The sequence below is a fragment of the Nostoc sp. LEGE 06077 genome, assembly GCF_015207705.1.
Taxonomy (GTDB): Bacteria; Cyanobacteriota; Cyanobacteriia; order Cyanobacteriales; family Nostocaceae; genus Nostoc_B.
The window spans coordinates 202,454-228,543 of record NZ_JADEWI010000004.1 but is presented as its reverse complement, the minus strand read 5'-3'; the positions used below and the strand labels follow the sequence as shown (position 1 = coordinate 228,543).

The window sequence follows — 26,090 nt, the reverse complement described above, 5'->3', positions numbered from 1 at the left end:
TATTTACAAGTCTAGATTCAGTCTAGCGATTTAAAACTTGTTTCAAGCTGTAGCGAAGCTACACTAATTCTCCTCTATTCCTCCGCCTAACTTCCTGGCAATAATCTACCAACGCCATAGGTTAAGCTACGCTAGGGTATATATCATAATACAATCAAAGCACTGCAAAACTATGGCTTACAGTGACTTTATCTTAGAAAAAGCTGCCACTGATTTGGGAATCACCACCCAAGAAGCTGATTTGTTTCCCCAGCTTGTCTGCGATCGCCTGTCGGACAAATTCAATTACTATTGAGAAAGCTGTAGAGGTAGAGATTATGACCTTAGCTGAGATACTTCCTCCTATTCTGCAACTTTCCCCAATAGAAAAACTTAAACTAATTCGGATTCTAGCAGAGGATTTGAACATAGCTGAGGATATTTCGCCATTAGAACCTTTCAAAACTTACGGCTTATCCACCCCATATAATAGCTTTGGGGCTGGTGCAGTTTTGATGGATGCGCTTAAGCAATCCGATGTAGATAATTAATGATGTATGCGATTTAAATATTCAACTCTTAGCCCAACACAAAACGAGTCTGATAGTCTATCGATGTTGTGGGTACTTGGTGCGATCGCTCTATGTCGTAAATTAATCATCAATATTTCAGCAAAGTACCAGAGTTGTTAATAGGGATGTAACTGTTTCAATAGGTTCTTGAGGAATAAGTAAAATTACTTATTATATAGTTTTCAATGCAATTGCATGGCTTATAAAAGCGGATTAATTACCATATATACCCTCTGTTATCTTTCTGATGATGAATGTTAAGGTGTTGGCAGTATTTGCACTAAGTTTATGCCTAAGAAAATAAATGAGATGTTTGGAGTTTCTGAAGAAGCTTTAAAAAATGAAGGAGTGTTCAACGGTTTTATAGATATTGACTCAAAATTCCATGTCGATCCTCATCTTCTTCAAGCTACAAAAATTTCTGAACTTAAGGATTCATACCAAAGGTTTCAAGAGCATTTTGCTCAAATTATTCATCTTCTACAGGTAACGAAAAATTCTGAGGATAGATTTTTCCGTGCTGCTCACCAAAAATTAATATTTCCAGAATTGCCGTTTGTGTCTTTAGGATATTCGTCAGAAGGCTCTTCCGGTAGAGGTATTGGATCAGGTATAGCGATGAATCTGACTAAAACCGCTTGGGAAATTATACAAGCAGGCATAACCGATCCAGTAATATTCGAGTTAGTTGGACTCATTGAAGAAAATATAGGTGCAGATAGAATTAGTGATATGACGATTTACATCATTTTTTCAGACCTGTTGGTTTACTCAGAGCGAGTTGCTAAAAATCTTAATTTGAATACTGTTCCTGTAGACGTAAGCGGTCAGGAATTATGCTTACCAGCCGTACTAGGTAGTAACAATCCTACCGTATTTATTCCTTACGAGATTCTAAATGATCTTCCTGTTGCCAATGGAGCATGTGATATTGACCGGGTTTGTGCGTACAATGAGGAATTACGAAATCGTGTTAACGATATCATCGGTGATTCTTGGCAAAATGCAACGAAGAGGAAAAAGATAACGAAGCGTGAACTGAAGAACATACTGCTTAATAATCCTGACGTGCTGCGAGATTTAGTTGAACAATATAAGAAAAATCCTGCTGAAAAGTATGATTTTGAAAATGATCCATCTGGACAACTTATCTGGTATTCTCTTGCCAAAGAATATGTTAATCTATTTCCACTTTTATTAGATGTAGATAAAGTGACTCCTGAAAATATTCTTCAGGTGGTAATTAAGATATGCAACAACTTTAAAGTTCTGGTTGAAGATAATGGATTAGCTGTACATTTCTGGAGTGATTCAAAAAACTTAAGAAATGAACGCTTTGCGCAACTGCTTTTCTATGGCATAGCTGATGCCTATTGTAATGCCCATAATCTAGATTTGAATAGAGAGCCTAACGCTGGAAGAGGGCCTGTTGACTTCAAAATATCTAACGGTTATAAAGCACGGATAAATGTTGAAGTTAAGTACACATCGAACAATATTAGAGCAGGTTACGAAAAACAACTTCCTATATATAATGCCGCCGAAAGAACCGAATACAGTATTTTTTTAATTATTAAGACTACGGATTCTACAAGAGCTTTAGATGAGCTACTAAAATTTAGACAAAGTGAAATAAGTAGTGGTAGAAGAGTACCTGAAATTTTCATTGTTGACGGAAGAATTAATCCTTCTGCAAGTAAAGCAAAGTAAACCTAACAATTCCTTTACATACAACTGTACTAAAACTATTTAGTTAATTTATCACTTGACCAAGCCAGATAAATGGTATTTTTAGTGTGATCGCACCAAATTAATCTAAAAAAACTCTCTTAAAATAGTCTTTCACTTTACAGTTTTAATATCATCAAAACCTAACAAAACCTAAAAACCAGACTCAACAAGAGTTATATTATCTAAATCAGCAAAAATATATTGTGCCTAGCCAACCCTAAAACCGACATTTAGGCTAAAAATAGACTCTTTTTTCTACCACCACTAAAAAACCTTACCTCGTCTGACATCTGCACCCCGTCGCCAAGTTCGGAGTAATCCCAAGAGTGCATTTGACGGAAGGGTAGACCCATCTTTTGGAAGGCATACTTCTCTTTAATACCAGAAGCAACTAAGTCAGGCTTCTTAGCTTTAACGAATTCCTCGAATTCGTAAGCGGTAACGTCATCGTAAATGATGGTAGCGTTATTGATATAATCGGCAGTACGTTTGTAGTCATCATTGTGACCAAATTCGTAGCCTGTACCGACAACTTTGATACCCAAATCTTCAAAAGCAGGAACAACGTGACGAGGACGTAGACCACCTACGTACAACATTACGGTGTTACCTTCGAGGCGAGGACGATACTTTTCAAGTACCGCAGTCATCACTGGTGTGTACTTAGCGATAACTTTCTCAGCGTTTTCTTGAATCTTAGAGTCAAATTTAGCGGCGATTTCGCGTAAAGATGCAGCAATCTTGGTGGGGCCGAAGAAGTTGAATTCCATCCAAGGCATACCGTATTGTTCTTCCAAACTACGGCAGATGTAGTTCATAGAACGATAGCAGTGAATTAGAACTAATTTAGCAGCAGGGCCTTGAATCAATTCGTTCAGTGTACCGTCACCAGACCACTGAGCAACAACGCGCAAGCCCATTTCTTCTAACAACATCCGGCTGGCCCAAGCGTCACCACCGATGTTGTAGTCACCGATTAGGGCTACATCATATTGGCTTGGCTCGAAGTCAAGTTTGTTGTCTTTTTTGAGCTTGTCATATTCAGGGAAAATCCAGTCACGGATAGCGTCGTTAGCAATGTGGTGTCCTAAAGACTGAGATACACCACGGAAACCTTCGCAACGTAGGGGTACAACTGGTTTACCATATTGCTTAGAAGCTTTTTTAGCTACAGCTTCGATGTCATCCCCAATTAGACCGATAGGACATTCAGATTGAATGGAGATACCACGGTTGAGAGGGAAGAGAATTTCTAGTTCGTCGATGATTTTGGTGAGTTTTTTGTCACCACCGAATACGATGTCGCGTTCTTGGAAGTCGGAGGTGAAGTGCATGGTACCAAAGGAGTTGATACCTGTGATACCTACATAGTAGTTACGACGACCAGACCAAGACCAGTAACCGCAACCTACTGGGCCGTGGCTGATGTGGATCATGTCCTTAATAGGACCCCAAACCACACCTTTAGAACCTGCGTAAGCACAACCACGGGCGGTCATTACACCAGGAATAGATTTGATGTTAGACTTAACGCCGCAATCAGACTTGCTTTCTTCGTGGACGTTGAGGTGTTTTTCGCGTTTTTTGCGAGATTTTTCGGGATAAGCTTTGAGAACTTCTTGAATAAGTTCCTTATTTTCTTCTACAAGATTCTTGTTTTCGGGAGGTGTCATAGTCTGCCTCGGTTTCTGTTACGGATGGGGAAATTTAGGGAAAAAAGGGAGAGGAGAAGGATGAAGGCTGAAGGCTAAAGGATCAAAGCTGAAGGTTAAAAGTTGAAAGATTGTAGATTTCATATTTCATATTTCACACTTCATACTTCACACTTCAATCTTCATACTTTCCTTGTCTCCTAATTACGGGATGATCTATTTGGTAGCTTCTGCGGGCTTACCGATGATTTCTGCGTGCTTAGAATCATCATCTAAGATACCGTATTCGATCAACAGTGCTTCTAGTTCGTCCATCTCTATTGGTGTAGGAATAGTGAGCTTGTCGTTGTTGATGATTTTCTTAGCTAATTCACGGTATTCATTACCTTGGTTGCTGTCAGGTGCGTACTCGTTGACGGTCATCCGACGCAATTCAGCGTGTTGAACGATGTTGTCACGAGGTACGAAGTGAATCATTTGGGTGTTCAACCGTTTTGCCAAGGTTTCGATGAGTTCGTGTTCCCGGTCTGTCTTACGGCTGTTACAAATCAAACCACCCAAGCGTACACCACCGGAGTGAGCATATTTTAAAATACCGCGAGCGATGTTGTTTGCAGCGTACATCGCCATCATTTCACCGGAAGTAACGATGTAGATTTCTTGTGCTTTACCTTCACGGATAGGCATAGCGAAACCACCGCATACAACGTCACCTAATACGTCGTAGGATACGAAATCTAGGTCTTGGTAAGCACCGTTTTCTTCTAAGAAGTTGATGGCGGTGATAATACCACGACCAGCGCAACCTACACCTGGTTCTGGCCCACCAGATTCTACGCACTTCACACCACGGAAGCCGGTGAGCATTACTTCTTCGAGTTCTAGGTCTTCTACTGCACCGCGTTCAGCAGCTAAGTGTAATACGGTGGTTTGTGCTTTGGCGTGGAGCATCAAACGGGTGGAGTCTGCTTTAGGGTCGCATCCTACGATCATGATGCGTTGACCCATTTCTGCCATAGCTGCCAGGGTGTTTTGGGAGGTGGTAGACTTACCGATACCGCCTTTACCATAGAAAGCTATTTGTCTAATTTTTTCGTCAGTCATGGTTCTCTTGTCCTACAATTGGTTGGTTTAGTGGGTCTTTGGGTTTGTTTGAGAATCTCACGCCTGTTGAGCTATGGCTGTGAGGGGTTTGTAGAACGATCGCGAATGGCACACGCCGGGGGCGATCGCTCTACAGCAAAATTGGTGGATACTGGTGTCATAATGATTCGGGGTTAAAATTTTATTTAGTCTTTGTCATTTGTTGTTGATTAGGCAAATGACAAAGGAATTACACACTTTACAAATACGCCATAATCTGGAAGAACGCGGAACGCTGGGTAGGATTTGACTAGCTATTCAACTATCAATGCGTCAGTCTTACCCTTGGTGAATTCTGCGGATATACTAGATCGCCCCGCAGGATTCGTCTTACTTGTTCAAAATAGCGCCCTTCAAGGATGCAACGCGATCTAATGCAGCTTTGGTGTCGTCTGCTGATGCTCCACCTACAGCCATAGCCGCAGTTAGGTGCTTGGCGATCGCATCAAAGTGTTGTTCTTGTAGGTTCATCCCTGTGTGGGTTTTGTCCATTGGACGACCAGTGTATTGCTTTGGCCCTTCAAATATCAAAGAGAAGAAAGCAATTTGATGCGCCCGTTGTTTCGCCATATCTGTGTTAGCGAAAAATGGTTTGAGGGAGTTGTCTGCGACGATGCGTTTGTGTAAATCATCAACTATTTTCTCAATAGTTGCTTGTCCACCAAGTTTTTCATACAATGTTGCACTCATATCCTTTTCCTTTGAAGCGTATTGGATAATGAAATTGCAGGTAGGCGCTGTATAACTTTGCCTATGTGCTGTTAGCTGTCTGTTGTTAGTAGGAATAAAACCATTGATGGGAAAACAATCGTATCAGTTAAATCCTACTTTTTGTTCTTGGCTGTCGCACATCAAGGTGTATTTGTGTTGTGAGTAAAACTTAGAGCAATGGCTCAACTGCTTGCACTACGATATCTTTGCTAATGCGATCGCGCAGTCTGGACTCAATTGCTATTTTCAGCGTAGCGGTGCTGCTAGAACATGAACCACAAGCACCTTTGAGGATTACTTGTACGGTATTTCCGTCTATGTCGTACAGTTCTACGTCTCCACCGTCAGCGATTAATACTGGTCTTACCTCTTCGTCCAGGACTTTTTGAATTAAGGCAATCTTTTGGACGTTGGTCAGCGGTTTTGTAGCTATCTGACCGGAGTTAAGAATTTGTGTTGTTTTTATGTCGTTATTGCTGTTTTTGCTGGTTGTAGCGAGTTCCTGCTCTACTTCCTTAATAATATCATCAATTTTTGTTAAACAGGAACCGCACCCGCCACCAGCTTTGACATAATTTGTTACCTGCTCCGCAGTAGTAAGGTTATTTTCTTTCACTACGCGACGGATTTTTGTATCAGTGATACCAAAGCAGGTGCAAATTAAAGCGCCTTCGTCATCGTCGTCATGGGCAGCCAGAGGAATGCCACGATAGTTATAGATTGCGGCTTCTAGAGCTTCTTGACCCATTACTGAGCAGTGCATTTTGGCTTCAGGTAAGCCGCCGAGATAATTGGCAATATCTTTGTTAGATACCTTCAGGGCTTCATCTAAAGTTAAACCCTTAACCATTTCGGTCAATGCGCTAGAAGAAGCGATCGCACTGGTACAACCAAAGGTTTGGAAGCGGGCATCAAGAATTTTATCAGATTCTACTTCTACTTTTAGATGCAGTCTGAGGGCATCACCACAGGAAATGCTGCCTACTTCTCCCGTTGCAACCTTAACTCCAGGTTCGCTAGTTTCTTCAATGACTCCCTGATTCTTGGGATCGTAAAACAGTTCTAATACTTTATCTGTGTAGTCCCACATATTTTAAGTGCTGAGTTCCGAGTGCTGAGTGGAGAGAGGTGATAGGTGATAGGTGACAGGTGATAAATTATCTATTTCCTTTTCCCTGTAACCTGTTCCCTGTAACCTAATTAACGATGTGCTAATGTTTGTTCTTGAGATTGCAACCAACTCGCGTCGTCGTTTTTGAATGGTGACAGAGCGCGGAGACGTTCTACAATTTCGGGCATAACTTCAATGACGCGATCGATTTCAGCGTCGGTGGTGTAGCGACAAAGACTGAAGCGAATGGAACCATGTAAGGTAGTGTATGGTAAACCCATTGCCCGCAGAACGTGGGATGGTTCGAGTGAACCGGAGGTGCAAGCGGAACCAGATGAGGCACAGATACCGTATTTGTTTAACAGCAACAGAATTGCTTCACCTTCGATATATTTAAAACCGATGTTGGTGGTGTTGGGCAATCTGTTTTTAGTATCGCCGTTAACTTCGCAATCAGGGATTTTAGCGAGGAGGGTTTGTTCCAGGCGATCGCGCAACTGTCTTTCTCTATTAGTTGCTTCTTCTAAATGCAGCAATTCTAATTCCGCTGCTTTACCTAAACCAACGATACCCGGAACATTCTCTGTACCCGCGCGGCGACCGCGTTCTTGGTGTCCACCAATCAACAGGGGACGAAATCTCACGCCCCGACGCACATACAAAGCGCCAATACCTTTGGGTGCGTGAATCTTATGACCAGACATAGTTAACATATCTATGGTGCTGGTCTTCATGTTCAGTGCCAGTTTACCTACTGCTTGCACTGCATCGACGTGGAAGAGTGCGCCGCTTTCTTTGACGCGTAACCCAATCTGTTCTATCGGGAAAATTGTCCCTGTCTCGTTGTTAGCATACATGATGCTGACCAAAGCTGTGTTCCCAGTCAGAGAGGCTTCTAGTTCATCTAGATCCAACTGTCCCTGACTATTTACTGAAAGATAGGTAACACTATAACCTTGGGTTTCTAGTTGTTTGCAGACATTCAGCACCGCTGGGTGTTCTACTTGGGTGGTGATGATGTGGCGTTTTTCGGGCTGGGCTAATAAAGCGGCGCGAATGGCTGCGTTATCTCCCTCGGTTCCACAACTAGTAAAAACAATTTCTGATTCATCTGCACCGAGGAGGGCGGCTAGTTGTTCCCTGGCTGTTTTCACTGCTTTACCAAGTTGCCCGCCAAAGGTGTGCATACTTGAGGGGTTGGCGTAATATTCGGTTAAGTAAGGCATCATTGCCTCTAAAACCTGTGGGTCTATCTTAGTAGTCGCATTATTGTCTAGATAAATGACACTCATTCTTATACCCCTAGGATTTCACCCTGATGCTTTTGCAATTGTTCGGAGAATTTCTGAGAATAGAAGTATTCACTATCTAATATAATAAAGGTTGTATCTATGCGTTGTTATGGAAAATTGGGGTTACGCCAGAGTCAGCGGTGAAGAGCAGCAAACAGATAAAGGTGCATTGCGTAAACAAATAGAACGTTTACGTGGTGCTGGATGTTCAAAAGTATACTGGGATATTCAGTCGCGGACAACGGAGGTCAGAGAAGGGTTACAACAATTAATTAATGATTTGCAGACATCGCCTAAGGGTAAAGTAAAATCACTACAATTTACCCGAATTGACCGTATTGGTTCATCATCACGCTTGTTTTATTCATTGTTGGAGGTACTGCGTTCTAAGGGAATTAAACTGATAGCCTTAGATCAAGGAGTTGACCCTGACAGTCTTGGCGGAGAACTAACAATAGATATGTTACTGGCGGCTGCCAAATTTGAGGTCAGAATGGTGACGGAAAGGTTAAAAAGTGAACGTCGTCATCGGGTAAATCAAGGAAAAAGTCACCGAGTTGCCCCATTGGGATATCGTATCCACAAAGATAAATATGTCTGCGATGACTCACCATGCGTTTGCTTGTTAGCCGGACGCAGAGAATTAACTGCGTCTGATTTGGCAAAACATATTTTTAACACTTTTTTTGAGTGCGGTTCGGTAGCGGCGACTGTGCGTAAACTGCATTCAGATTTTGGGATAGAAACAAAGGCTTTTGATTGGAACAAGGCGGAAACATCTTCACGGATTGTGAGTGATCATGACTTAGATAAAATTGTTTTTACACCAAATAAAGTTAACCACCCCTTGCGTTATCCGTGGTCTGGACTGAGATGGTCGATTGCAGGTTTAAAAGCATTATTAGTCAACCCTGTTTATGCAGGGGGTTTACCTTATGATACTTACGTTAAATCAAAGGGAAAACGCAAACACTTTGACGAGTGGAAGGTAAAATGGGGAACGCATGACGATGAGGCCATCATCACATACGACGAACATGAACGAGTAAAACAGATTATTAGAGAAAATCGTAATAACCGATGGGCTTCCAGAGACGAGAACGAAGTGAACCCATTTTCTAATTTAATCAAATGCAGCCATTGTGGAGGTTCAATGACGCGCCATGCAAAACGGATAAATAAAAATGGAGAGGCTATCTATTATTTTCAGTGCCGTTTGTATAAAGCCGGCAACTGTGGCAATAAAAATATGATTTCATCCAAAATATTAGATATCCAAGTAGTAGATTTCTTAGCTCAAGAAGCTGAAAGATTAGCGAACTTAGTTGACACAGATGAGCAAATTCCTGTTGAGGAACCCCCAGAAGTCAAAACTCTGCGTGCATCGCTGAATACTCTAGAAACTTTACCGCCAAGTTCAGCCATCGAACAAATAAAAAATGACCTCAAAGAACAAATTGCGATCGCATTTGGCGTAACAAATAATACAGCCAAAGAATCCCTGATTGCTAAAGAACGCATTATCCAGGCTTTTTCTCATAAAAGTTACTGGCAAGGACTTCAAGCCCAAGATAAACGATTAATACTCAATGGTTGCGTAAAAAAAATATGTGTAGATGGCAACTTCATTACAACCATTGAGTATCGTTACTAGGCAGTTTTGTTTTTAGACTTTGTTTTTTGTTCTGGAATAGCCGAGGTAGATTGTAGCTCGGCTTTACGTTTTTCCCATTCCATAACTGTGCGAATTACCACTTGTGACCAAGTTTCGTAAACCATAAGTACCATTGTTAGTTAATATGAGGATAGCGAAAGTTCAAAATTTTTTTGTTCATCACAAGCCAGTTACTCAAAATAATTAGTTTTGAGAGAAAAATTTTAAGAAGTAGTTTGAATACCCAAACTAAAGTACTGACAAAGGAACTGTAATTTAACAGCTTGTCTGTAGAAAAGAATTTGTCTGGCAATCATCTTCAGAGGCTCTGAAAACCTGTTGGAAGATTAAGCGCTATGCAGCTATAGCAGGTGACAGAGTTAAAAGTCTCTTATTGTTTAAGTTTTATCGCTTACCAATGTCCTAACTACTTTGGCTACAGCTATACTTCTGAATATGTATCAAAAAAAATATGCTGAAAAAGAGAATTAAGCAGTATTAATACATAAACAATAAGGCATTGTAGTAATGAATGAAATACCAAATGATATCAATAGACTTCTTACATAAATCAAAAAAGAACCCCACCCACCTTTAACTTGTGTCAAAGGCGGGTGGGGTGTGCGGGGAATTTTGCAACAGGTCTATTATTTTTGGAATAAGGCAGAGAGAGAAAGAGTTTGAGACTTATTTACGTTTCTTTACATAGTTTGGTTTATTGCATCGACTTACGTAAGTAATCACTAAACTTTGATCCATTTCAGTGTATGAGGATCTTTGTCATAGCGGTAGGTAAAGCCATCTCTCGCTGCAACAGTCTCTCCTTTGCTGGCCTTACTCCTAATAGTATTAATAGTATAGGAAGTTAATTCACTCATTTCTTTATGAGAAAGACCTTCAATGAGAGTTTTTTGAATTGATGTTGCTGATTTGCTTTGATATTCATTTTTAGGTAAATTGTCTTGAGTAATGCGAGTATTTTCTGTCGAGTTTACGGTAATTGTTTTTTGGTTTCGATAATCTTGAATACTCAGAAGTTGCCAACTAGAAGCTTGTGAAAGTTCCAAAACCCATTGATGATAATCAAATAAGCTTTCTCTATGCCCTACACTAATAAATGTTGTTTTTGTATCTTGTAATTGTTTGTATAAATTCCCTTCATTTTTCAAATCCAAGGCACTTGTTGCTTCATCTAATATGGTGAATCTTGGATGACTGACTAATAAGCGTGCGAAAGCCAGACGTTGCTGTTCTCCTAGCGATAATATATTTTCCCAAGGAACTTCTGTATCAAAACCTTCAACTCGACTTAGTAAGTTTTGTAAGTTTACTTGTTGCAAAACATCTTTGATTTCTGCATCGGTCATTCCCCGTTTTGTGTGTGGATAGAGTAACTGTTCGCGCAAAGTTCCTAAAATGATGTAAGGACGTTGAGGTAAAAATAATACGTCTTCTAAGGGAGGTCTGATCACACTACCGGTTCCTGAGTTCCACAAGCCTGCGATCGCTCTCAACAGAGAACTTTTTCCTCGACCGCTAGGCCCGACAATTAACAAACCCTCTCCAGGCTGAACAGTCAGCGACAATTCCTCAACAATTACCTGTTCATAATTGGGTGTTTGTAAAGTAACATTCTCAAAGGCTAGTCGTTTCTCTTCTCTGGTTTTAATTGTACTGACATTTTCTGGTTGTTTAGTGACAACTGTTAATGCTTCCGACAGTTCAACCAAACGATCAATATAACTGGAAAAGCGGCCTGAAGTTGCAAATTCTCTGATTAATTCTGCCATTGCATTGGCGAACAGATTACAAGCTAAACTAGCTTGAGCGATTTCGCCAAAATCAATTTCACCCTTAATCTGTAAAGGCCCGAATACTATAAATGGAAATATTTGAATTACAGCCTGATATCCTCTATTAAAAATATCTTGGCTCCTCTCCCAATTAATCTTGCGTTTAGTACCTTCAACAATCTTATTAAATCTGCGCTGAATGATATTTAACTCTTGCTCTTCTCCCTGAAAAAAAGCTATTGATTCAGCATGATTCCGAATATGCGTGACACTGTAAGTATAGTCTGCTGTAGATTCAAGTTCTTCTTGTCTAATTTTATTTAATTCTTGAGCCAAGTAAACGGCAATTACATTACCAATTATAGTATAACAAACTACAGCAATTGCTACAAATTGGGAGAGAGACCAGAGAATAACTATAAAAGCTGTCATCTCTAGAATTTTCTCTAGAAACGTAGCTAAAAAACTGAGAACATATCTGGTTAAAGGTTCTATTTCTTGAGCAATTTGTTGATCTGGATTATTAACATCGGATTTAAAGTTGATTTTATAATAAGCACGATTACTTAAGTATTTTGATAAAATATGATTATTAAGCCAATTATACCAATCGAGAGCAATTCGTTTCCTAATAAATTTAGAAAATCCTACTAAAAGTGTTACCGAAACTAGGGCTACACCATAAAGCAATAATATATCAATAAATTTCTTTAAATCTTTTTCTTCAGTAATAACATCAAGTAAATAGCGGTTCACAAAGCTATTAAAAACAGTTACCCCTACTAGGGCGATGATTAATAATATTAGGAGAAATAGCATTCCCCATGTCCGAATCACATCAGAAAACGGCCTGCCGCTCATATCTGTGGGATACCAATAAGGCCCGATAATTGCTTGGAAGTTCTTCCAAAATTGATTTGCAACTGGAGCAGAATTATTGTTTGCGGATTTATTAATAAAACTTGTAGCTTGCATCTGGATAAAAATGATTTTAGTCTTTTGTGGCAGATAATAGGTAACACCAAAAGTAGGCTAATAGATATACAGGGAATTGGTAAGCACAAATCCCAGGCTACGCCAACAAAAATTAAATAAAATTCCTATATCAATACTCAGGATTGACAAGCCAGCATTGATATAAATCCCGGATTGAGCCAATATTCTCCTGAGTCTTTAACGATTAGGAATTGTGAGTTGTAAATTAGCACAATGGACTATTCAAAGATACCATCTTTCCATAATTCTAAGACTTCGTTGGCTGTAAAATAGCGCTCTTGTTCCGTCGCCAGAGATTTGATTACGGCACGCATTTTCTCGTACTGCTTTCTGGGTTGAGGATTTTGCAGTTGCTTTTCAAATAGATATTGGAAATTACTGACTCCACTCCATTTGCCAAATACAATATCTATCTTGTTATGACGAAATACAGCATAGCTCTTGGGGTCACGAAACAAAGAATTAACGTGAATACCAGATTCGTGACGTTGTGCCGTTTGAGAATAAGGTGGTGCAGGACGAATCCCCATTTGCTCGATGTAATTAGTCACTGCTGTTATAGTATCGTAGTTGATCCCCTCAACTTCTATGCCGAAGCGAACTTGCAACCCATTTAACACTTGCTCAAGCGCAACATTTCCGGCTCGTTCCCCTAAGCCACAAAATGTCCCAGATACTAAAATTGCTCCCGCCATCAGAGATTGGAGAGTATTTTCTAAAGCCAAACCCATATCGTTGTGATAATGTACTCCCAATGCTACCCCGGTTGTAGATTGGAGCAAGTCGTTAACCCAGATATAACTCTTTTCGGGAGTGAGAACCCCCACTGTATCGCACAGCAAGAAATGTTCGATATAAGGACTGGATAAGCGAATACATTCTACTAAAAAATCAAAATCTGCCCTAGAAGCATCTTCGGCTGCAAAATCCACTCTCAAGCCAGCTACTTTTGTGGCATAGTGCAGATTTTCCACAATCACATTAAGAGCATCTTGACGAATTTTATTGATGATATGAGATGGGATATCGTCATCAATAGTTTTACCTTGGTATTCGCTCATCAGGCGGATGTGGGGATTGCGTAAAAACAGGAGTCGGTCAGAAACTGCATGAAATAGAATGATGCGCTTTACTCCGCAGCTTTTTGCGTGATCAATGTACTCTTTTCCCATCATCGTATCAGCCGTAATCAAATCATCCCATCCCTCTGATACTAAGGATTTGACTAGCTCGGCTTCTTGTTCACAGACACTTGGCATGATGGCGATTCCATCAATTCCTGTTTGAGCAATCAGATGGGCAAGTTTGTGTTTAGTTGAGTAAGGGAAGAAAATGCCTACTTGTTGTTCCCCATCTCGTAGGGTTTCATCGTAAATTTTGATCGGAAGAGTTTGCATTTTTGTATACCAATTCAAAATTAAGAAAATTAGGTTAATGATTGAATCAGTTTGTAGTAAGAACTTTAATTCTTACTACAAACCTCTTGACCGATTAAGACATCATCATCCGTAATTGGGTGGCTAAGATTTTTACATTGGGTTCATAAAGCATTCGACCGTGGTTTCCAGGTATAGAGATTACCTTGACAGGGTTGTGGGTATACGATTTCCATCCCCAATCCGGTAAATCGTAATTGGAAATAGCTTGGAGTTCTTGCAACACAATTTCATGGACTTCTTGAGCGCGGAATAAAACAATCGGTGCAGAAATCCGATGGGTAGGCTGATAATTCGCGTAATTGAGCGTCAGCATTTTCATCACCTGCATATTGTTTTTTAGTAAATCAAGGCTTGAGTGTTCTGGTAGGACGTTATGTTTGTATAAATACTGTGCTGCTACATCCCAACGGGCTTGGTCATCGTGTTGAGCAGCTAAATCAGCGTATTTTAAACCTAAAGAAACTCCCTTTAAAGCTTCAATCCGTTGGAGTAATTGCCAAATCCAATCAATCTCTTTTCTATTAATTAAATGCTCAGGATGAGAAACCAGACCAGCATCCAAAATAGCCAGTAAACTAACTTTTTCACCTTGCTGTTCCAGTTGGGAAGCTATTTCAAAAGCAACAGCACAACCTGATGAGTATCCTGCAAGTAGATACGGACTTTTGGGTTGCTGTTGGCGTAATAGCTCAATCAATTGACTTGCATGAAGTTCTACTGAGTTTGGAACTGCACTCAGTCCATCTCTTCCTGGAGTTTCTAGCCCATAAACTGGATGCTCATTTCCTAAATTGATAACCAAATCTTGAAAATAGAAGCCGTGTCCATTTGCGCCAGGTAGACAAAATAGAGGGGTTGCATCTCCTTGAGGTTTGAGTAACAGTAAATCGGGATGGGACTGTTGCACCTCATTATTAGAGAGTTGTTCTGCTAGTTGAGCAATGGTAGGGTTTTGAAATAAACTGCTCAAGGAAAGTTGTTTCCCAAACTCTTGTTGAATATGATTGAGCAACTTCATAGCCAAGAGAGAATGACCCCCCAAGTCGAAAAAGTTATGATGAATGCCAATTTTTTGACGTTCAAGAACAACTGACCATAATTGCGCTAGTTGTTTTTCAACTTTGTTGCGTGGGGCTGTGTATAACCCTTCAATTTCAACATTAGGAGCAGGTAAAGTTTTACGGTCAATTTTGCCATTGGGAGTTAAAGGTAACTTATCCAAGGTAATAATCTGAGCCGGAATCATGTAATCGGGTAGACGAGATTTGAGATGATTTTTCAATTCAGTAGATAAATCATTACGAATTCCTGTTACGTATGCAATTAAACTCTGGTTGCTCTCAGTTTTATGTAAAGTTACAATGGCTTCTTTAACTGATGGATGTTGCAATAAGAGTGATTCAATTTCACCGAGTTCAATTCTAAAGCCGCGTAATTTCACCTGCTCGTCAATGCGCCCCAGATATTCTAGATTGCCATCAGCATTCCATCTGGCTAAGTCACCAGTTTTATAAATTTTTTCAGTTTTACCGAATAAATCAATTTCAATAAATTTTTCAGCAGTAGTTTCGGAACGGTTGAGATAACCCCGCGCTAAACCCACTCCAGCAATACACAATTCGCCAGGAATACCAGTAGGTAAAGGTTGATTATGTGTATCCAAAATATGGATGTTTATATTAGATATTGGTTTACCAATAGTTGGTTTTTTGCCATTAGGTTGACAAAGAGAAATCGCCGCAGTCACAGTAGATTCTGTTGGCCCATAGCAATTATATAAACGTTGTTTTATTCCCCACTGACTAACTAATTCAGCAGTACAAGCCTCTCCACCAACGCTTATAGTTTGTAAATTGCCGAGAGTCACCCTTGGTAAAACAGACAACACCGAGGGAGGTAAAAAGATATTAGTAATTTTGTGTTCAGTTGAAAAATCAACTAAGGCTTGACTGGGTAACAAAGTTTCTTTAGGTGCTAGATATAAACAAGCACCTGCGGATAAAGCAGTAGCAATTTCACCAATAGATAAATCGAAACTAAAAGACCCAAACTGAAGCAAACGACTGTAGTGTTGAACTTGAAAAGTTTCAGCCCAGGCTAAGGCTAGATTAACAATTGCTTGATGCTCAATCATCACTCCCTTTGGTCTTCCCGTCGAACCAGAGGTATAGATAACGTAAGCTAAATTATCAGGCTGACTTTGGGGACTAGGGTTTTCAGTTAATTCTTCGTTAAAAGGTTCCGCATCCAAACAAATGACTTGATTAGCAAAAGGTAATTGGTCTAATAAAAAACTTTGAGTTAGTAATACTGATATCCCAGAATCTTCTAGCATTAATTCAATACGTTCTTGAGGATAATTAGAGTCAATCGGTACATAAGCCCCACCTGCTTTGAGAATACCGAGTACGCCAATAATCATTTCTAAAGAACGTTCGACACAAATACCAATTAAGGTATCTGGCTGAATTTGGTAATTTTGAATTAAATAATGAGCAAGTTGGTTAGCTTTCTGATTAAGTTGTTGATAAGTTAGCTGTTGAGACTCAAAGACTAAAGCGATATGATGAGGGTTTTTAGTAACTTGTGCCTCAAACAAATCAACCAAAGTTTTATTGTGAGGATATTCGGTGTGAGTTTGATTCCAGCCTTGTAGTTGTAGCAGTTCAGCTGCTGTCATCAACGGTAGAGTATTAATCGGTTGGTTCGGGTTATCAATAATTCCTTTGAGCAGAACTTCAAATTGTTCCGCCATCCGTTGGATAGTAGCCTTATCAAAAAGGTCAGTGGCGTATTCCCAAGAGCAATTTAATCGGTTGTCATATTCCATCACCATCAGGGTTAAGTCAAACTTAGCGATCGCACCCTTGACTCCCAGCCATTGAATATCTAATCCTGGTAAACTCAAGTCTGGACTTTCATTATTTTCCAGCGCAAACATCACCTGGAATAAAGGGTTATAACTTATGCTGCGTTCTGGTTGTAACTTTTCCACCAGCAACTCAAAGGGGATATCTTGATGAGCATAAGCATCTAAACAAGTTTGGCGAGTTTGTTGCAGGAACTCGATAAAACTTTGCTCAGGTTTGATTTGGTTACGCAATATCAAAGTATTGACAAAAAAGCCAATTAATGAATCAGTTTGGCTATGGGTGCGGTTGGCAATGGGAGAACCAATACACAAATCGTCTTGGCGACTGTAACGAGATAGCAGAATACTCAAAATAGCCAACAAGGTCATAAATAGACTTGCACCTTGTTGTTGACTGAAAGTTTTAACAGCTGTACTTAATTGTGGCGTGAGAGAGTAAAGAAAGCGATCGCCTCTGTAACTTTGTTGTGCTGGGCGGGGAGAATCGGTAGGCAATTTCAGTAATGGGGAAGCATCACCTAGTTGATGTTTCCAGTAATTAATCTGCTTTTCTAAAACCTCCCCTTGTAACCAGTTACGTTGCCAAGTTGCATAGTCGCTGTATTGAATCGGTAAGGGAGCAAGATTTGGGGTTTGACCTTGGGTAAAGGCAGTATAGGCTTGCCGTAACTCCCGCACAAATACCCCCATTGACCAGCCATCACTGATAATGTGGTGCATATTGATCAGCAACACATATTGGAGATCGCTCAATTGCAGTAGTTTGGCTTTAAACAAAGGGCCAGTATTTAACTCAAAGGGTTCTTGAGCATGAGCATCAATTAAATTTTGGATATTTGGGCATTGTAGAAATTTCTCCCCTGCTCCCCTGCTCCCCTGCTCCCCTGCTTCTTCCCGGCAATCTTCTACAGTTAAAACTTTGATTTCGTCTAAATTGCGGATAGCAATTTGGGGTTGTCCTGCGATCGCAGGGAAATACATTCTCAGGCTGTCGTGGCGATTCAGCAGATAAGCCAAACTAGAGCGCAGAGCATCAATATTCAATTTGCCGTTTAATTGGAGAGCGATCGGCATATTGTAAGCGGCTGATGACTCTTGGAGTTGTGCTAATAGCCAGAGGCGTTGTTGAGCAAAGGAAAGAGGCTTAGGAGAGTCAGCACTTAAAGTGGGAATTTCCTCTGTGATGACATGCGTCCTAGCAGCTTTCAAGAAGGCTAAAATGTCTGCTTTGTTGTTTTGAATGTCCTGCTTGAGTTCAGCAGTGAGGGTGTTTTTGCTAGTACGAATCCGTAACTTATCATCTTCAGCCCAAATTCGGCAGCCCATATTCTGCAAACGAAGCATTAAAGAAACTATTTGCTGATTTTGTGTCATGGTCATAGTTCGATTTCCTCTTCGTCTGAGTTTAAAGGTTGTATATCTGCGCTGGTGGAATTAACCCAAATACAGCTATCTATATAATTTGCCAATTCACTGAGTATGGGAGACTCAAATACTTGACGCAGTGGTATTTCTACCTTGAATACGTCGCGGATGCGGTAGCACAATTGAGTGGCTAATAGGGAATGTCCTCCCAAGTTGAAGAAGTTATCTTGTCGGGCTATGGCTTCATATTTCAGCAACTTTGTCCATAGTTGAGCTAGTAATTTTTCTGTTTCTGTTACAGGTAATTCAATATTTGTGGCTACAACTGCTTTACTTCGTGCGGGTAAAGCTTTGCGATCTATTTTGCCATTTGGTGTTAATGGTAGTTTTTCTAAAACAACGAAATGGCTAGGAATCATATAATCAGGAAGATTTTTTGCCAGAAAATCTCGCCATTCTTCTAATAACGCTGGATCAACTTGATGGGTGCGATATTGTAATGGTTGATTGGCGTAATTTTGCCAAGGTTTCAGTCGCCAATTTGCCCCTTGATTAAATCTTGGTATTTTCTCCCATCCAGGTATATTCCTTTGCAAAACAACATCGTAATTAGCAAAATTGGTAGAACTGTATTGAATAAAAGGTGTATAAGGTAAATTTTGTGTTAAAGTTCGGAATATTTCTGGTTCTATGCCTGAGTTAATTTGTGAAATTACTGCTTTTAAATCTGTAACAGTACCATCTAATTGAGCTACTTTTTCTAACAACGTCATTTCTGAAGTTAGCCGGGCATTGGGAATATCTTCAATGCTTAATAAATCGGGTTGCTGAGTTGTTAGAATTTTCTCAATTGTTTCCAAATTTAACTGTTGTTCTTGCCAACTCAAACATTGCGGTTCTACAGAAATAGAATATTGACCATCTAAAAATAAAACAACATTGTAGCGAAAACGGCTCATTTCTGTATGATTATAACCCCGTTTTAATTCAATTTTTACGTGACTAATTCGAGGGAATTTTTGTTTGAGTGCGATAAAGAAATCAGGCTCAATTAGTAATTCTCCTTCAGTCTCTATACTTTTTTGAATCTGTTGGCGTAAGTCGTGAATTGATAATTGATCAGGGGCGCGATAAAAGTCTAGTGCGGTGTGAAAAGCCGCTAATAAATGCAGATTTCGTACATCGCCTATAAAGATTTTTCCTTGATGACTCACAGTTTTGATAGCCCCTTCAATGACTGACAACAAGTAATCTAAGGAAGGGAAATACTGAATTACAGAATTGATGATTACCAAGTCATAAGCATTTGTGCCAATGCCATCAAATTGGTTAGCTGCACTTTGTTTTAAAGTAACTTTGTTTTGGAGAGACTGCTGTTTGAGATATTGTTCAATATACTGCAATCCACCTGATGAAAAATCTGTGCCTAAATAATGCTGACAATGGGGTGCAATTTTAAACAATAACATCCCTGTCCCACAACCGATTTCCCATACCTTTTTGGGTGCAAGTTCTAAAATTTGCTCAACGGTTGTATCTCGCCATTCTTGCATTACAGTTTTGGGATAAGGTTCTCCCGTATAGCTGTTAATCCAACTAGCTAAATTCAGGGTAGGATCATCTTCTGGTTTTTGCGATTGATGGTACGTATCATTGAAAATTTGTTGCCATAATTCCACTTGCTCACATTGGAGATAGTCATCTTCTGTTGGTGTGGGGACAATATAGGCGACTAGACGTTGATCAAACTCAGTTTCTTGTTGTACGATGACAACCGCTTCTTGAATTTTTGAGTGTTTGATTAAAGATGTTTCAATTTCGCCTAATTCAATGCGAAAACCACGCAGTTTGATTTGATGATCAATCCGTCTTAAATATTGTAAATTACCATCAGGTAGCCAACGGGCTAAATCACCAGTTTTATAGATGCGCTCATTTTTACCAAATAAATTAACTTCCAGAAATTTTGTGGCGGTTAAATCAGGACGATGTAAATAACCCTGTGCTAAACCTGCGCCCGCAATGCAGAGTTCCCCTGGTATTCCTGGGGGAAGGGGTTGATTGTAATTATCTAAAATATAAATGCGAGTATTAGCGATCGCCTTCCCAATGGATAATACAGATCCTTGAAAATATTCTTTTTGCTCAAAAGTATTTACAGGATAAATATCTGACCAAATGGTAGTCTCCGTTGGGCCATATAAATTCCAAAGTTCAGCACTTCTTTCTATTAGTTGATGAGCCAGTTCCCAAGTTAATGCCTCACCACCGCAGCAAATTTTAAGTTTGCTTGAACCTTTCCATCCTGCGGCTAACAACATCCGCCAGGTAGCAGGAGTAGCTTGCATAAAAGTAACGGCATCATTAACTAATTGTTCTGCTAACTGTAAACCGTCAGAGGCAATTTCTCTACTGGCTAGAATTATTTTTGCTCCTACTATTAGAGGTAAATAAATTTCCAGTGCAGCAATATCAAAAGATATAGTTGTCACAGCCAGGAGAGTATCGGAAGCGTTTATTCCAGGCTGTTCTTTCATGGAATATAGGAAATTAGTCAGTGAGGAGTGACAAATCGCCACTCCTTTAGGTCTTCCAGTAGAACCAGAAGTGTAAATTACATAAGCTAAATCATCAGTGCAAGTGTTTAGCTGAGGATTATTTGTTGACTGTTTCGTCCATGTTTGTTCATCTATAAATACTACTTGAGAAGTATTTTTTAGCTTTTCTAAAGGCAGTTGCTTCTTCAGCGATTTAGTTGTTAATAATACAGACGCATTACTATCTTCCAGCATCAAATAAATGCGTTCTTGGGGATAACTCGGATCAATCGGTACATAAGCCCCACCAGCTTTGAGGATAGCCAAGATACCAATGAGCATTTCCAAGGAACGATCAATGCAAATCGCTATCAATGGATTATCAGATAGGTTTTTGAGTTGCAAGAGATGATGCGCCAGTTGATTAGCCTTTTGATTGAGTTCTTGATAACTCAGGCTTTGATCTGCAAACACAACTGCAATCTTATCGGGTGTTTTTGCTACCTGTTGTTCAAACAGAGTTACCAAAGTAGAGTTATGAGGATAATGTGTCTCGGTTTGATTCCAAATTTGCAGTTGTTGGATTTCGGCTGGGGTGATGATGGGTAGCTGATAAATCGGCTGTTGGGGATTTTGGGTAATTGCTGTCAGCAAAACTTCAAAATGTCCAGCCATACGCCTAATTGTTGATGCCGCAAATAAATCTGTGGCATATTCCCACATACAATGTAGCTGCTCATCTCGTTCGCACAAATCCAGCAATAAATCAAATTTGGCAAACGGGAAACTTTGTTCCAAGTATTTAATATCAAGCCCTGGTAAACTGACACTCGCCCCGGCTCCCGCTGCGTTTTGCAACACCATCATCACTTGGAATAAGGGATTATGACTGAGACTGCGTTCTGGTTGCAGTTGTTCTACCAAATACTCAAAGGGAATATCTTGATGAGCATAAGCATCTAAGCAGGTTTGGCGGGTTTGTTGGAGTAAATCAATAAATCCTTGTTCTGGCTTGATTTTGCTCCGCAATACTAAGGTGTTTACAAAAAAGCCAATTAACCCTTCTGTGTAACTATGGGTACGGTTAGCGATCGCGCTGCCAACACATAAATCCTCTTGGCGGCTGTAACGTGATAGTAAGATATTGAAAGCCGTCAACAGAGTCATAAATAAACTCACTCCCTGTTGTTGACTCAGGTGTTTCAGTTTTTGAGTCAGTTCTTTGCTCAAGCAAAATTCTTCACGCTCACCTTGGTAACTTTGCTGCGCTGGACGGGGACAATCTGTAGGTAACTCCAGCAAGCGCGGCGCATCGCCTAGTTGTTGTTGCCAATAATTTTCCTGAGTTGATAAAATCTCCGCTTGTAACCAATTGCGTTGCCAAGCTGCATAATCACTATACTGAATTGGTAAGGGTGATAAGTTTGGGGTAGAACCGACTGCAAAAGCGGTGTATGCTTTTTCCCATTCCCGCTTAAATATACCCATCGACCAGCCATCACTGATAATGTGGTGAATGTTAATCAGTAGGACATTTTTCTGTTCGTTGAGTTGTAGTAGTTTGGCTCTAAACAGGGAGTCAGTATTTAAATCGAAGGGTTCTTGAGCGTGGGTATTGGCCAACTGTTGTACAGTGTCTGCTTGAGTATGGGGATTGAGTGCTTGTAAGTCTGCAACTTCCAGCACTTCCATATCTTCTAGATTTTTAACTACTACCTGCGGTTCTCCTTCCAAGGCAGGAAAATAAGTGCGTAAAATAGTATGCCGTTGCAGCAAATAAGTTAAACTCTGCCGTAGAGCTTCTACATTTAGGTTGCCATCAAGTTGAAATGCGATCGGCATATTGTAGGTGGAAGAAGTTCCTTTACCTTCAAGTTGGGCTAAAAACCAGAGTCTTGATTGGGCAAAAGACAGAGTTTTAGGTTGATTTTCTGGCTGGGGTGCGATAACAGTTAAAGTAACGCTCGCAGACACTTTGTCAATTTCTCGCGCCAACTCAGACAAAATGCTTTGCTCAAATACCTTGCGGACAGATAATTCAACCCCAAAACTATCACGAATACGGGCAATTAATTGAGTTGCTAACAGGGAATTCCCCCCCCGTTCAAAAAAGTTATCCGAGCGACCAACAGATTTAATTTTTAATAAGCCTTGCCATAAACTAGCTAGTAATTCTTCTGTGGGAGTTACTGGTATTTCCAAATCACTACCACTGGCTGTATTTGGTGCTGGTAATGCTCGTCGATCTAATTTACCATTAGCAGTCAAAGGTAATTGTTCCAAAACCATAATCTGGCTAGGAATCATATAATTTGGCAATTGATTTTTCAGGTAATCCCTCACTTCAACAGCTAAATTAGCGGTTTTTTCTGCTTCCGTAATATAAGCTACTAATCTGGCATTGCTATCAGATTCATATAAAATGACAACAGCTTCTTGAACTAAGGGATGTTGTAATAATAAAGCTTCAATTTCTCCGAGTTCAATTCTGAAGCCGCGTAATTTTATCTGCTCATCAATCCGACCCAAATATTCTAAATTACCGTTAGCATTCCATCTGGCTAAGTCACCAGTTTTATAAATGCGCTCAGTTTTACCAAACAAATCAATTTCAATAAATTTGTGGGCAGTAGTTTCGGGACGGTTGAGATAACCTCGTGCTAAACCTACTCCCGCAACACATAATTCCCCCTGTATTCCTGGGGGTAGTAGTTGATTGTTAGCATCTAAAATATAAATGCGGAGATTAGCTGAAGGTTTACCAATTAGCGGTTTTTTGCCATTGGCTTGACAAAGAGATATTGCCGAAATAACTGTACATTCTGTCGGCCCGTAGCAGTTATAGAAACGTCGTCCCGTTCCCCACTCGCTCACTAATTCTGCCGGACAAGCCTCCCCACCAACGCCGATGGATTGTAAATTTGTCAGAGTTGCTTTTGGTAATGTCGCTAAAGCAGATGGTGGTAAAAAGAGATGGGTAATTTTATGTTCAGTTAAAAAATCAACTAAGGTTTGACTAGGTAATAAAGTTTCTTGATTAGCTAAATATAAACAAGCACCTGCGGATAAAGCAGTCGCAATTTCACCAATAGATAAATCGAAACTAAAAGAACCAAATTGCAGCAAGCGACTGTGAGGTTGAAATTGAAAAGTTTCAACCCAACCCAAGGCTAAATTAACAATTGCCTTATGCTCAATCATCACACCCTTTGGTTTTCCAGTAGAACCAGAAGTGTAGATAACATAAGCTAAATTATCAGGCTTAACTAGATTTTTACATATTTCCCTTTGCGCCTTTGCGCCTTTGCGTGAGCCATCATCTAAACAAACAACTGTAACAGGATTTTCTAAACTATCTAAAGGTAATTTATCTAATAAATAACTTTGACTTAATAATACTGATACCCCAGAATCTTCTAACATGAACTGAATTCTCTCTGGGGGATAATTAGGATCAATCGGTAGGTATGCACCACCAGATTTGAGAATACCAAGGACACCAATTATCATTTCTAAAGAGCGTTCCACAGAAATACCAATTAAGGTATCTGGTGGAATTTGGTAGTTTTCAATTAAATACTCAGCTAATTGCTCCGCCTTTTGATTCAGTTCTTGATAAGTTAAGGTTTTTAACTCTTTACTGTTACCTGTTCCCTGTTCCCTGTTCCCTCTTACATGAGATTCAAAAACTACAGCTAAATTATCAGGATTTTTTGTAACTTGTTGTTCAAATAAGTCAACTAAAGTTGTATCTTGAGGATATTCTGTTTGAGTTTGATTCCAGATTTGTAGTTGCTGACGTTCATCCTCTGTTAGCAAAGATAAAGTATTAATTGATTGATTGGGATTATCAATAATTTGCTTCAGTAGAACTTTAAAATGTTGTATCATCCCTTGGATAGTTTCAGCCGCAAACAAATCGGTTGCGTATTCCCATTCACCTCTTAAACCGTGGGGAGTTTCACGGAAAATCAAGGATAAATCAAAGAATGTTGTGGTGTTTTCCCACTCAAACCGGGTGAGAGTTAACCCAGGAATGCTTAGTGTTTCTGGGGTTCCACCTTGCAAACCAAAAGCGACTTGAAATAGGGGATGATGAGCAAGCGATCGCTCTAATCCCAATTCATCAACTAATTTCTCAAAGGGTAAATCTTGGTGATCATAAGCGTCCAGAGTTACTTGCTTCACCCTTTGTAGTAACTCTAAGAAACTGGGATTTCCTTCTAAGTTGGTACGCAAAGCCAAAGTATTGACAAAAAAGCCAATCAACGGCTCTATCTCTCTACGGTTACGATTGGCGATCGCAGAACCAACAATAATATCTTTTTGTCCACTGTAGCGCGACAATAATAGAGCGAATACCGCCAATAAAGTCATAAACAAAGTAGTTCCTGACTCCTGACTTAACCGCTTTAACTTCTGTGTTAAATCTTGATTGATTGCTAAAAACTCACTGCTTCCCCTAAAACTCTGAACTGAGGGACGCGGTTGATCTGTGGGTAATTCTAACAAAGGAGGGACATCTGCTAATTGCTTTTGCCAGTAATTTAGTTGATTTTGCAGTACCTCTCCCTGTAAGTATTGTCTTTGCCAATGGGCGAAATCGGCGTATTGTAGAGATAACGCTGGTAAAAAAGAGGATTCCTCAGCATAAAAAGCTTTATAGAGAGTGAACAATTCCTGACGGAAAATATCTATTGACCAACCATCACAAATAATATGATGGATAACCAACAGCAATAGATGGGATTGATCAGCTAGTTTTAACAGCTTGACTCTTAGTAAAGGCGGGTTTGATAAGTCGAATGACTGTTGTAATTCTGTTGTTGCTAAATGTTGCGCCTTGCTTAATTGTTCTGCTGCTGGGATTTGTCGCCAGTCTAGCACCTGTATTTTCACTTGAAGATGAGCATGAATTACCTGTACCGGTGACTCATCGACCATAGAAAAACTTGTGCGTAAGACCTCATGACGTTGCACAATTTCTAAAATGGCTTTTTCTAAAACATTGATATCTAGTAAACCTTCAATTCGCCAGAAAAACGGGACATTATAGACACAGTTTTCACCTTCTAATTGGTCAATAAACCATAGTCTTTGTTGAGCAAAAGATAGAGGAAGATTTTGTTCCCTAGATACGGGCGTGAAGAGAGATGGTTTCTGCTGCTGTTTTAATTTTTGTAGAACTAATTCTCGTTTTTCTGGTGATAGGCTGTCAAGACGTTTCAATAAATCGCTCATGA

The 26,090-nt window shown here is 39.9% G+C and carries 14 protein-coding genes; 4 read left to right on the top strand and 10 right to left on the bottom strand.

Annotation, left to right across the window (positions count from 1 at the left end):
• The first annotated feature begins 172 nt into the window (after positions 1–172).
• The 3 genes from IQ244_RS32940 (at position 173) to IQ244_RS04745 (ending at position 2,261) form a co-directional block, all read left to right on the top strand.
• A complete protein-coding gene (locus IQ244_RS32940; RefSeq protein ID WP_265578902.1) occupies positions 173–295 on the top strand; it encodes a hypothetical protein in 123 nt (40 codons plus the stop codon).
• Positions 296–317: 22 nt separating this feature from the next.
• Positions 318–530 carry a hypothetical protein gene (locus tag IQ244_RS04750; protein ID WP_193890338.1) on the top strand — a complete coding sequence of 71 codons (213 nt, stop codon included), beginning with the start codon at positions 318–320 and terminating at the stop codon, positions 528–530.
• Between the two features lie 309 nt (positions 531–839).
• A complete protein-coding gene (locus IQ244_RS04745) occupies positions 840–2,261 on the top strand; it encodes a hypothetical protein (RefSeq protein WP_193890336.1) in 1,422 nt (473 codons plus the stop codon).
• Positions 2,262–2,512: 251 nt separating this feature from the next.
• Here IQ244_RS04745 and nifD read toward each other — a convergent pair whose 3' ends face one another.
• From nifD to nifS, 5 genes are all read right to left on the bottom strand, one after another.
• Positions 2,513–3,955 carry a nitrogenase molybdenum-iron protein alpha chain gene (gene nifD, locus IQ244_RS04740; protein ID WP_193890334.1) on the bottom strand — a complete coding sequence of 481 codons (1,443 nt, stop codon included), beginning with the start codon at positions 3,953–3,955 and terminating at the stop codon, positions 2,513–2,515.
• Positions 3,956–4,150: 195 nt separating this feature from the next.
• Entirely contained in the window at positions 4,151–5,038 is an 888-nt protein-coding gene (gene nifH, locus IQ244_RS04735; RefSeq protein WP_096576486.1) for a nitrogenase iron protein, read from the bottom strand.
• A gap of 369 nt (positions 5,039–5,407) precedes the next feature.
• Positions 5,408–5,767, bottom strand: a complete 360-nt coding sequence (locus IQ244_RS04730; RefSeq protein WP_193890332.1) for a group I truncated hemoglobin — start codon at positions 5,765–5,767, stop codon at positions 5,408–5,410.
• Between the two features lie 190 nt (positions 5,768–5,957).
• On the bottom strand, positions 5,958–6,878 hold the full coding sequence (gene nifU, locus IQ244_RS04725) for a Fe-S cluster assembly protein NifU (protein ID WP_193890330.1): 921 nt from the start codon (positions 6,876–6,878) through the stop codon (positions 5,958–5,960).
• Between the two features lie 110 nt (positions 6,879–6,988).
• On the bottom strand, positions 6,989–8,191 hold the full coding sequence (nifS, locus tag IQ244_RS04720; protein ID WP_193890328.1) for a cysteine desulfurase NifS: 1,203 nt from the start codon (positions 8,189–8,191) through the stop codon (positions 6,989–6,991).
• A 109-nt stretch (positions 8,192–8,300) separates the two neighbouring features.
• Here nifS and xisF point away from each other — a divergent pair, with 109 nt between their 5' ends.
• Positions 8,301–9,845, top strand: a complete 1,545-nt coding sequence (xisF, locus tag IQ244_RS04715) for a fdxN element excision recombinase XisF (protein WP_193890326.1) — start codon at positions 8,301–8,303, stop codon at positions 9,843–9,845.
• Here the strand turns inward: xisF and IQ244_RS32935 are convergent.
• The 5 genes from IQ244_RS32935 to IQ244_RS04695 form a co-directional block, all read right to left on the bottom strand.
• Positions 9,842–9,970 (bottom strand): hypothetical protein, encoded by a 129-nt coding sequence (locus tag IQ244_RS32935; RefSeq protein ID WP_265578901.1) that lies wholly within the window; start codon positions 9,968–9,970, stop codon positions 9,842–9,844. The genes xisF and IQ244_RS32935 overlap by 4 nt on opposite strands.
• 618 nt (positions 9,971–10,588) lie before the next feature.
• Positions 10,589–12,613, bottom strand: a complete 2,025-nt coding sequence (locus IQ244_RS04710; RefSeq protein WP_193890324.1) for an ABC transporter ATP-binding protein/permease — start codon at positions 12,611–12,613, stop codon at positions 10,589–10,591.
• Positions 12,614–12,852: 239 nt separating this feature from the next.
• The gene (locus tag IQ244_RS04705; RefSeq protein WP_193890322.1) at positions 12,853–14,031 is read right to left on the bottom strand and encodes a 2-isopropylmalate synthase; all 1,179 of its coding nucleotides are present in this window, start codon (positions 14,029–14,031) and stop codon (positions 12,853–12,855) included.
• A gap of 94 nt (positions 14,032–14,125) precedes the next feature.
• Entirely contained in the window at positions 14,126–18,325 is a 4,200-nt protein-coding gene (locus tag IQ244_RS04700) for a non-ribosomal peptide synthetase (RefSeq protein WP_193890320.1), read from the bottom strand.
• Positions 18,322–26,088 (bottom strand): non-ribosomal peptide synthetase, encoded by a 7,767-nt coding sequence (locus tag IQ244_RS04695; protein WP_193890318.1) that lies wholly within the window; start codon positions 26,086–26,088, stop codon positions 18,322–18,324. Before IQ244_RS04695 ends, IQ244_RS04700 begins: the two co-directional genes overlap by 4 nt.
• Between the last annotated feature and the right edge of the window lie 2 nt (positions 26,089–26,090).

Coding starts and splice junctions, on each gene's coding strand:
- IQ244_RS04700 (WP_193890320.1), bottom strand. CDS start 18,325: ATGACCATGACACAAAATCAGCAAATAGTTTCTTTAATGCTTCGTTTG.
- IQ244_RS04710 (WP_193890324.1), bottom strand. CDS start 12,613: ATGCAAGCTACAAGTTTTATTAATAAATCCGCAAACAATAATTCTGCT.
- IQ244_RS04730 (WP_193890332.1), bottom strand. CDS start 5,767: ATGAGTGCAACATTGTATGAAAAACTTGGTGGACAAGCAACTATTGAG.
- IQ244_RS04705 (WP_193890322.1), bottom strand. CDS start 14,031: ATGCAAACTCTTCCGATCAAAATTTACGATGAAACCCTACGAGATGGG.
- IQ244_RS04695 (WP_193890318.1), bottom strand. CDS start 26,088: ATGAGCGATTTATTGAAACGTCTTGACAGCCTATCACCAGAAAAACGA.
- nifD (WP_193890334.1), bottom strand. CDS start 3,955: ATGACACCTCCCGAAAACAAGAATCTTGTAGAAGAAAATAAGGAACTT.
- nifU (WP_193890330.1), bottom strand. CDS start 6,878: ATGTGGGACTACACAGATAAAGTATTAGAACTGTTTTACGATCCCAAG.
- IQ244_RS32940 (WP_265578902.1), top strand. CDS start 173: ATGGCTTACAGTGACTTTATCTTAGAAAAAGCTGCCACTGATTTGGGA.
- nifS (WP_193890328.1), bottom strand. CDS start 8,191: ATGAGTGTCATTTATCTAGACAATAATGCGACTACTAAGATAGACCCA.
- nifH (WP_096576486.1), bottom strand. CDS start 5,038: ATGACTGACGAAAAAATTAGACAAATAGCTTTCTATGGTAAAGGCGGT.
- IQ244_RS04745 (WP_193890336.1), top strand. CDS start 840: ATGCCTAAGAAAATAAATGAGATGTTTGGAGTTTCTGAAGAAGCTTTA.
- IQ244_RS32935 (WP_265578901.1), bottom strand. CDS start 9,970: ATGGTTTACGAAACTTGGTCACAAGTGGTAATTCGCACAGTTATGGAA.
- IQ244_RS04750 (WP_193890338.1), top strand. CDS start 318: ATGACCTTAGCTGAGATACTTCCTCCTATTCTGCAACTTTCCCCAATA.
- xisF (WP_193890326.1), top strand. CDS start 8,301: ATGGAAAATTGGGGTTACGCCAGAGTCAGCGGTGAAGAGCAGCAAACA.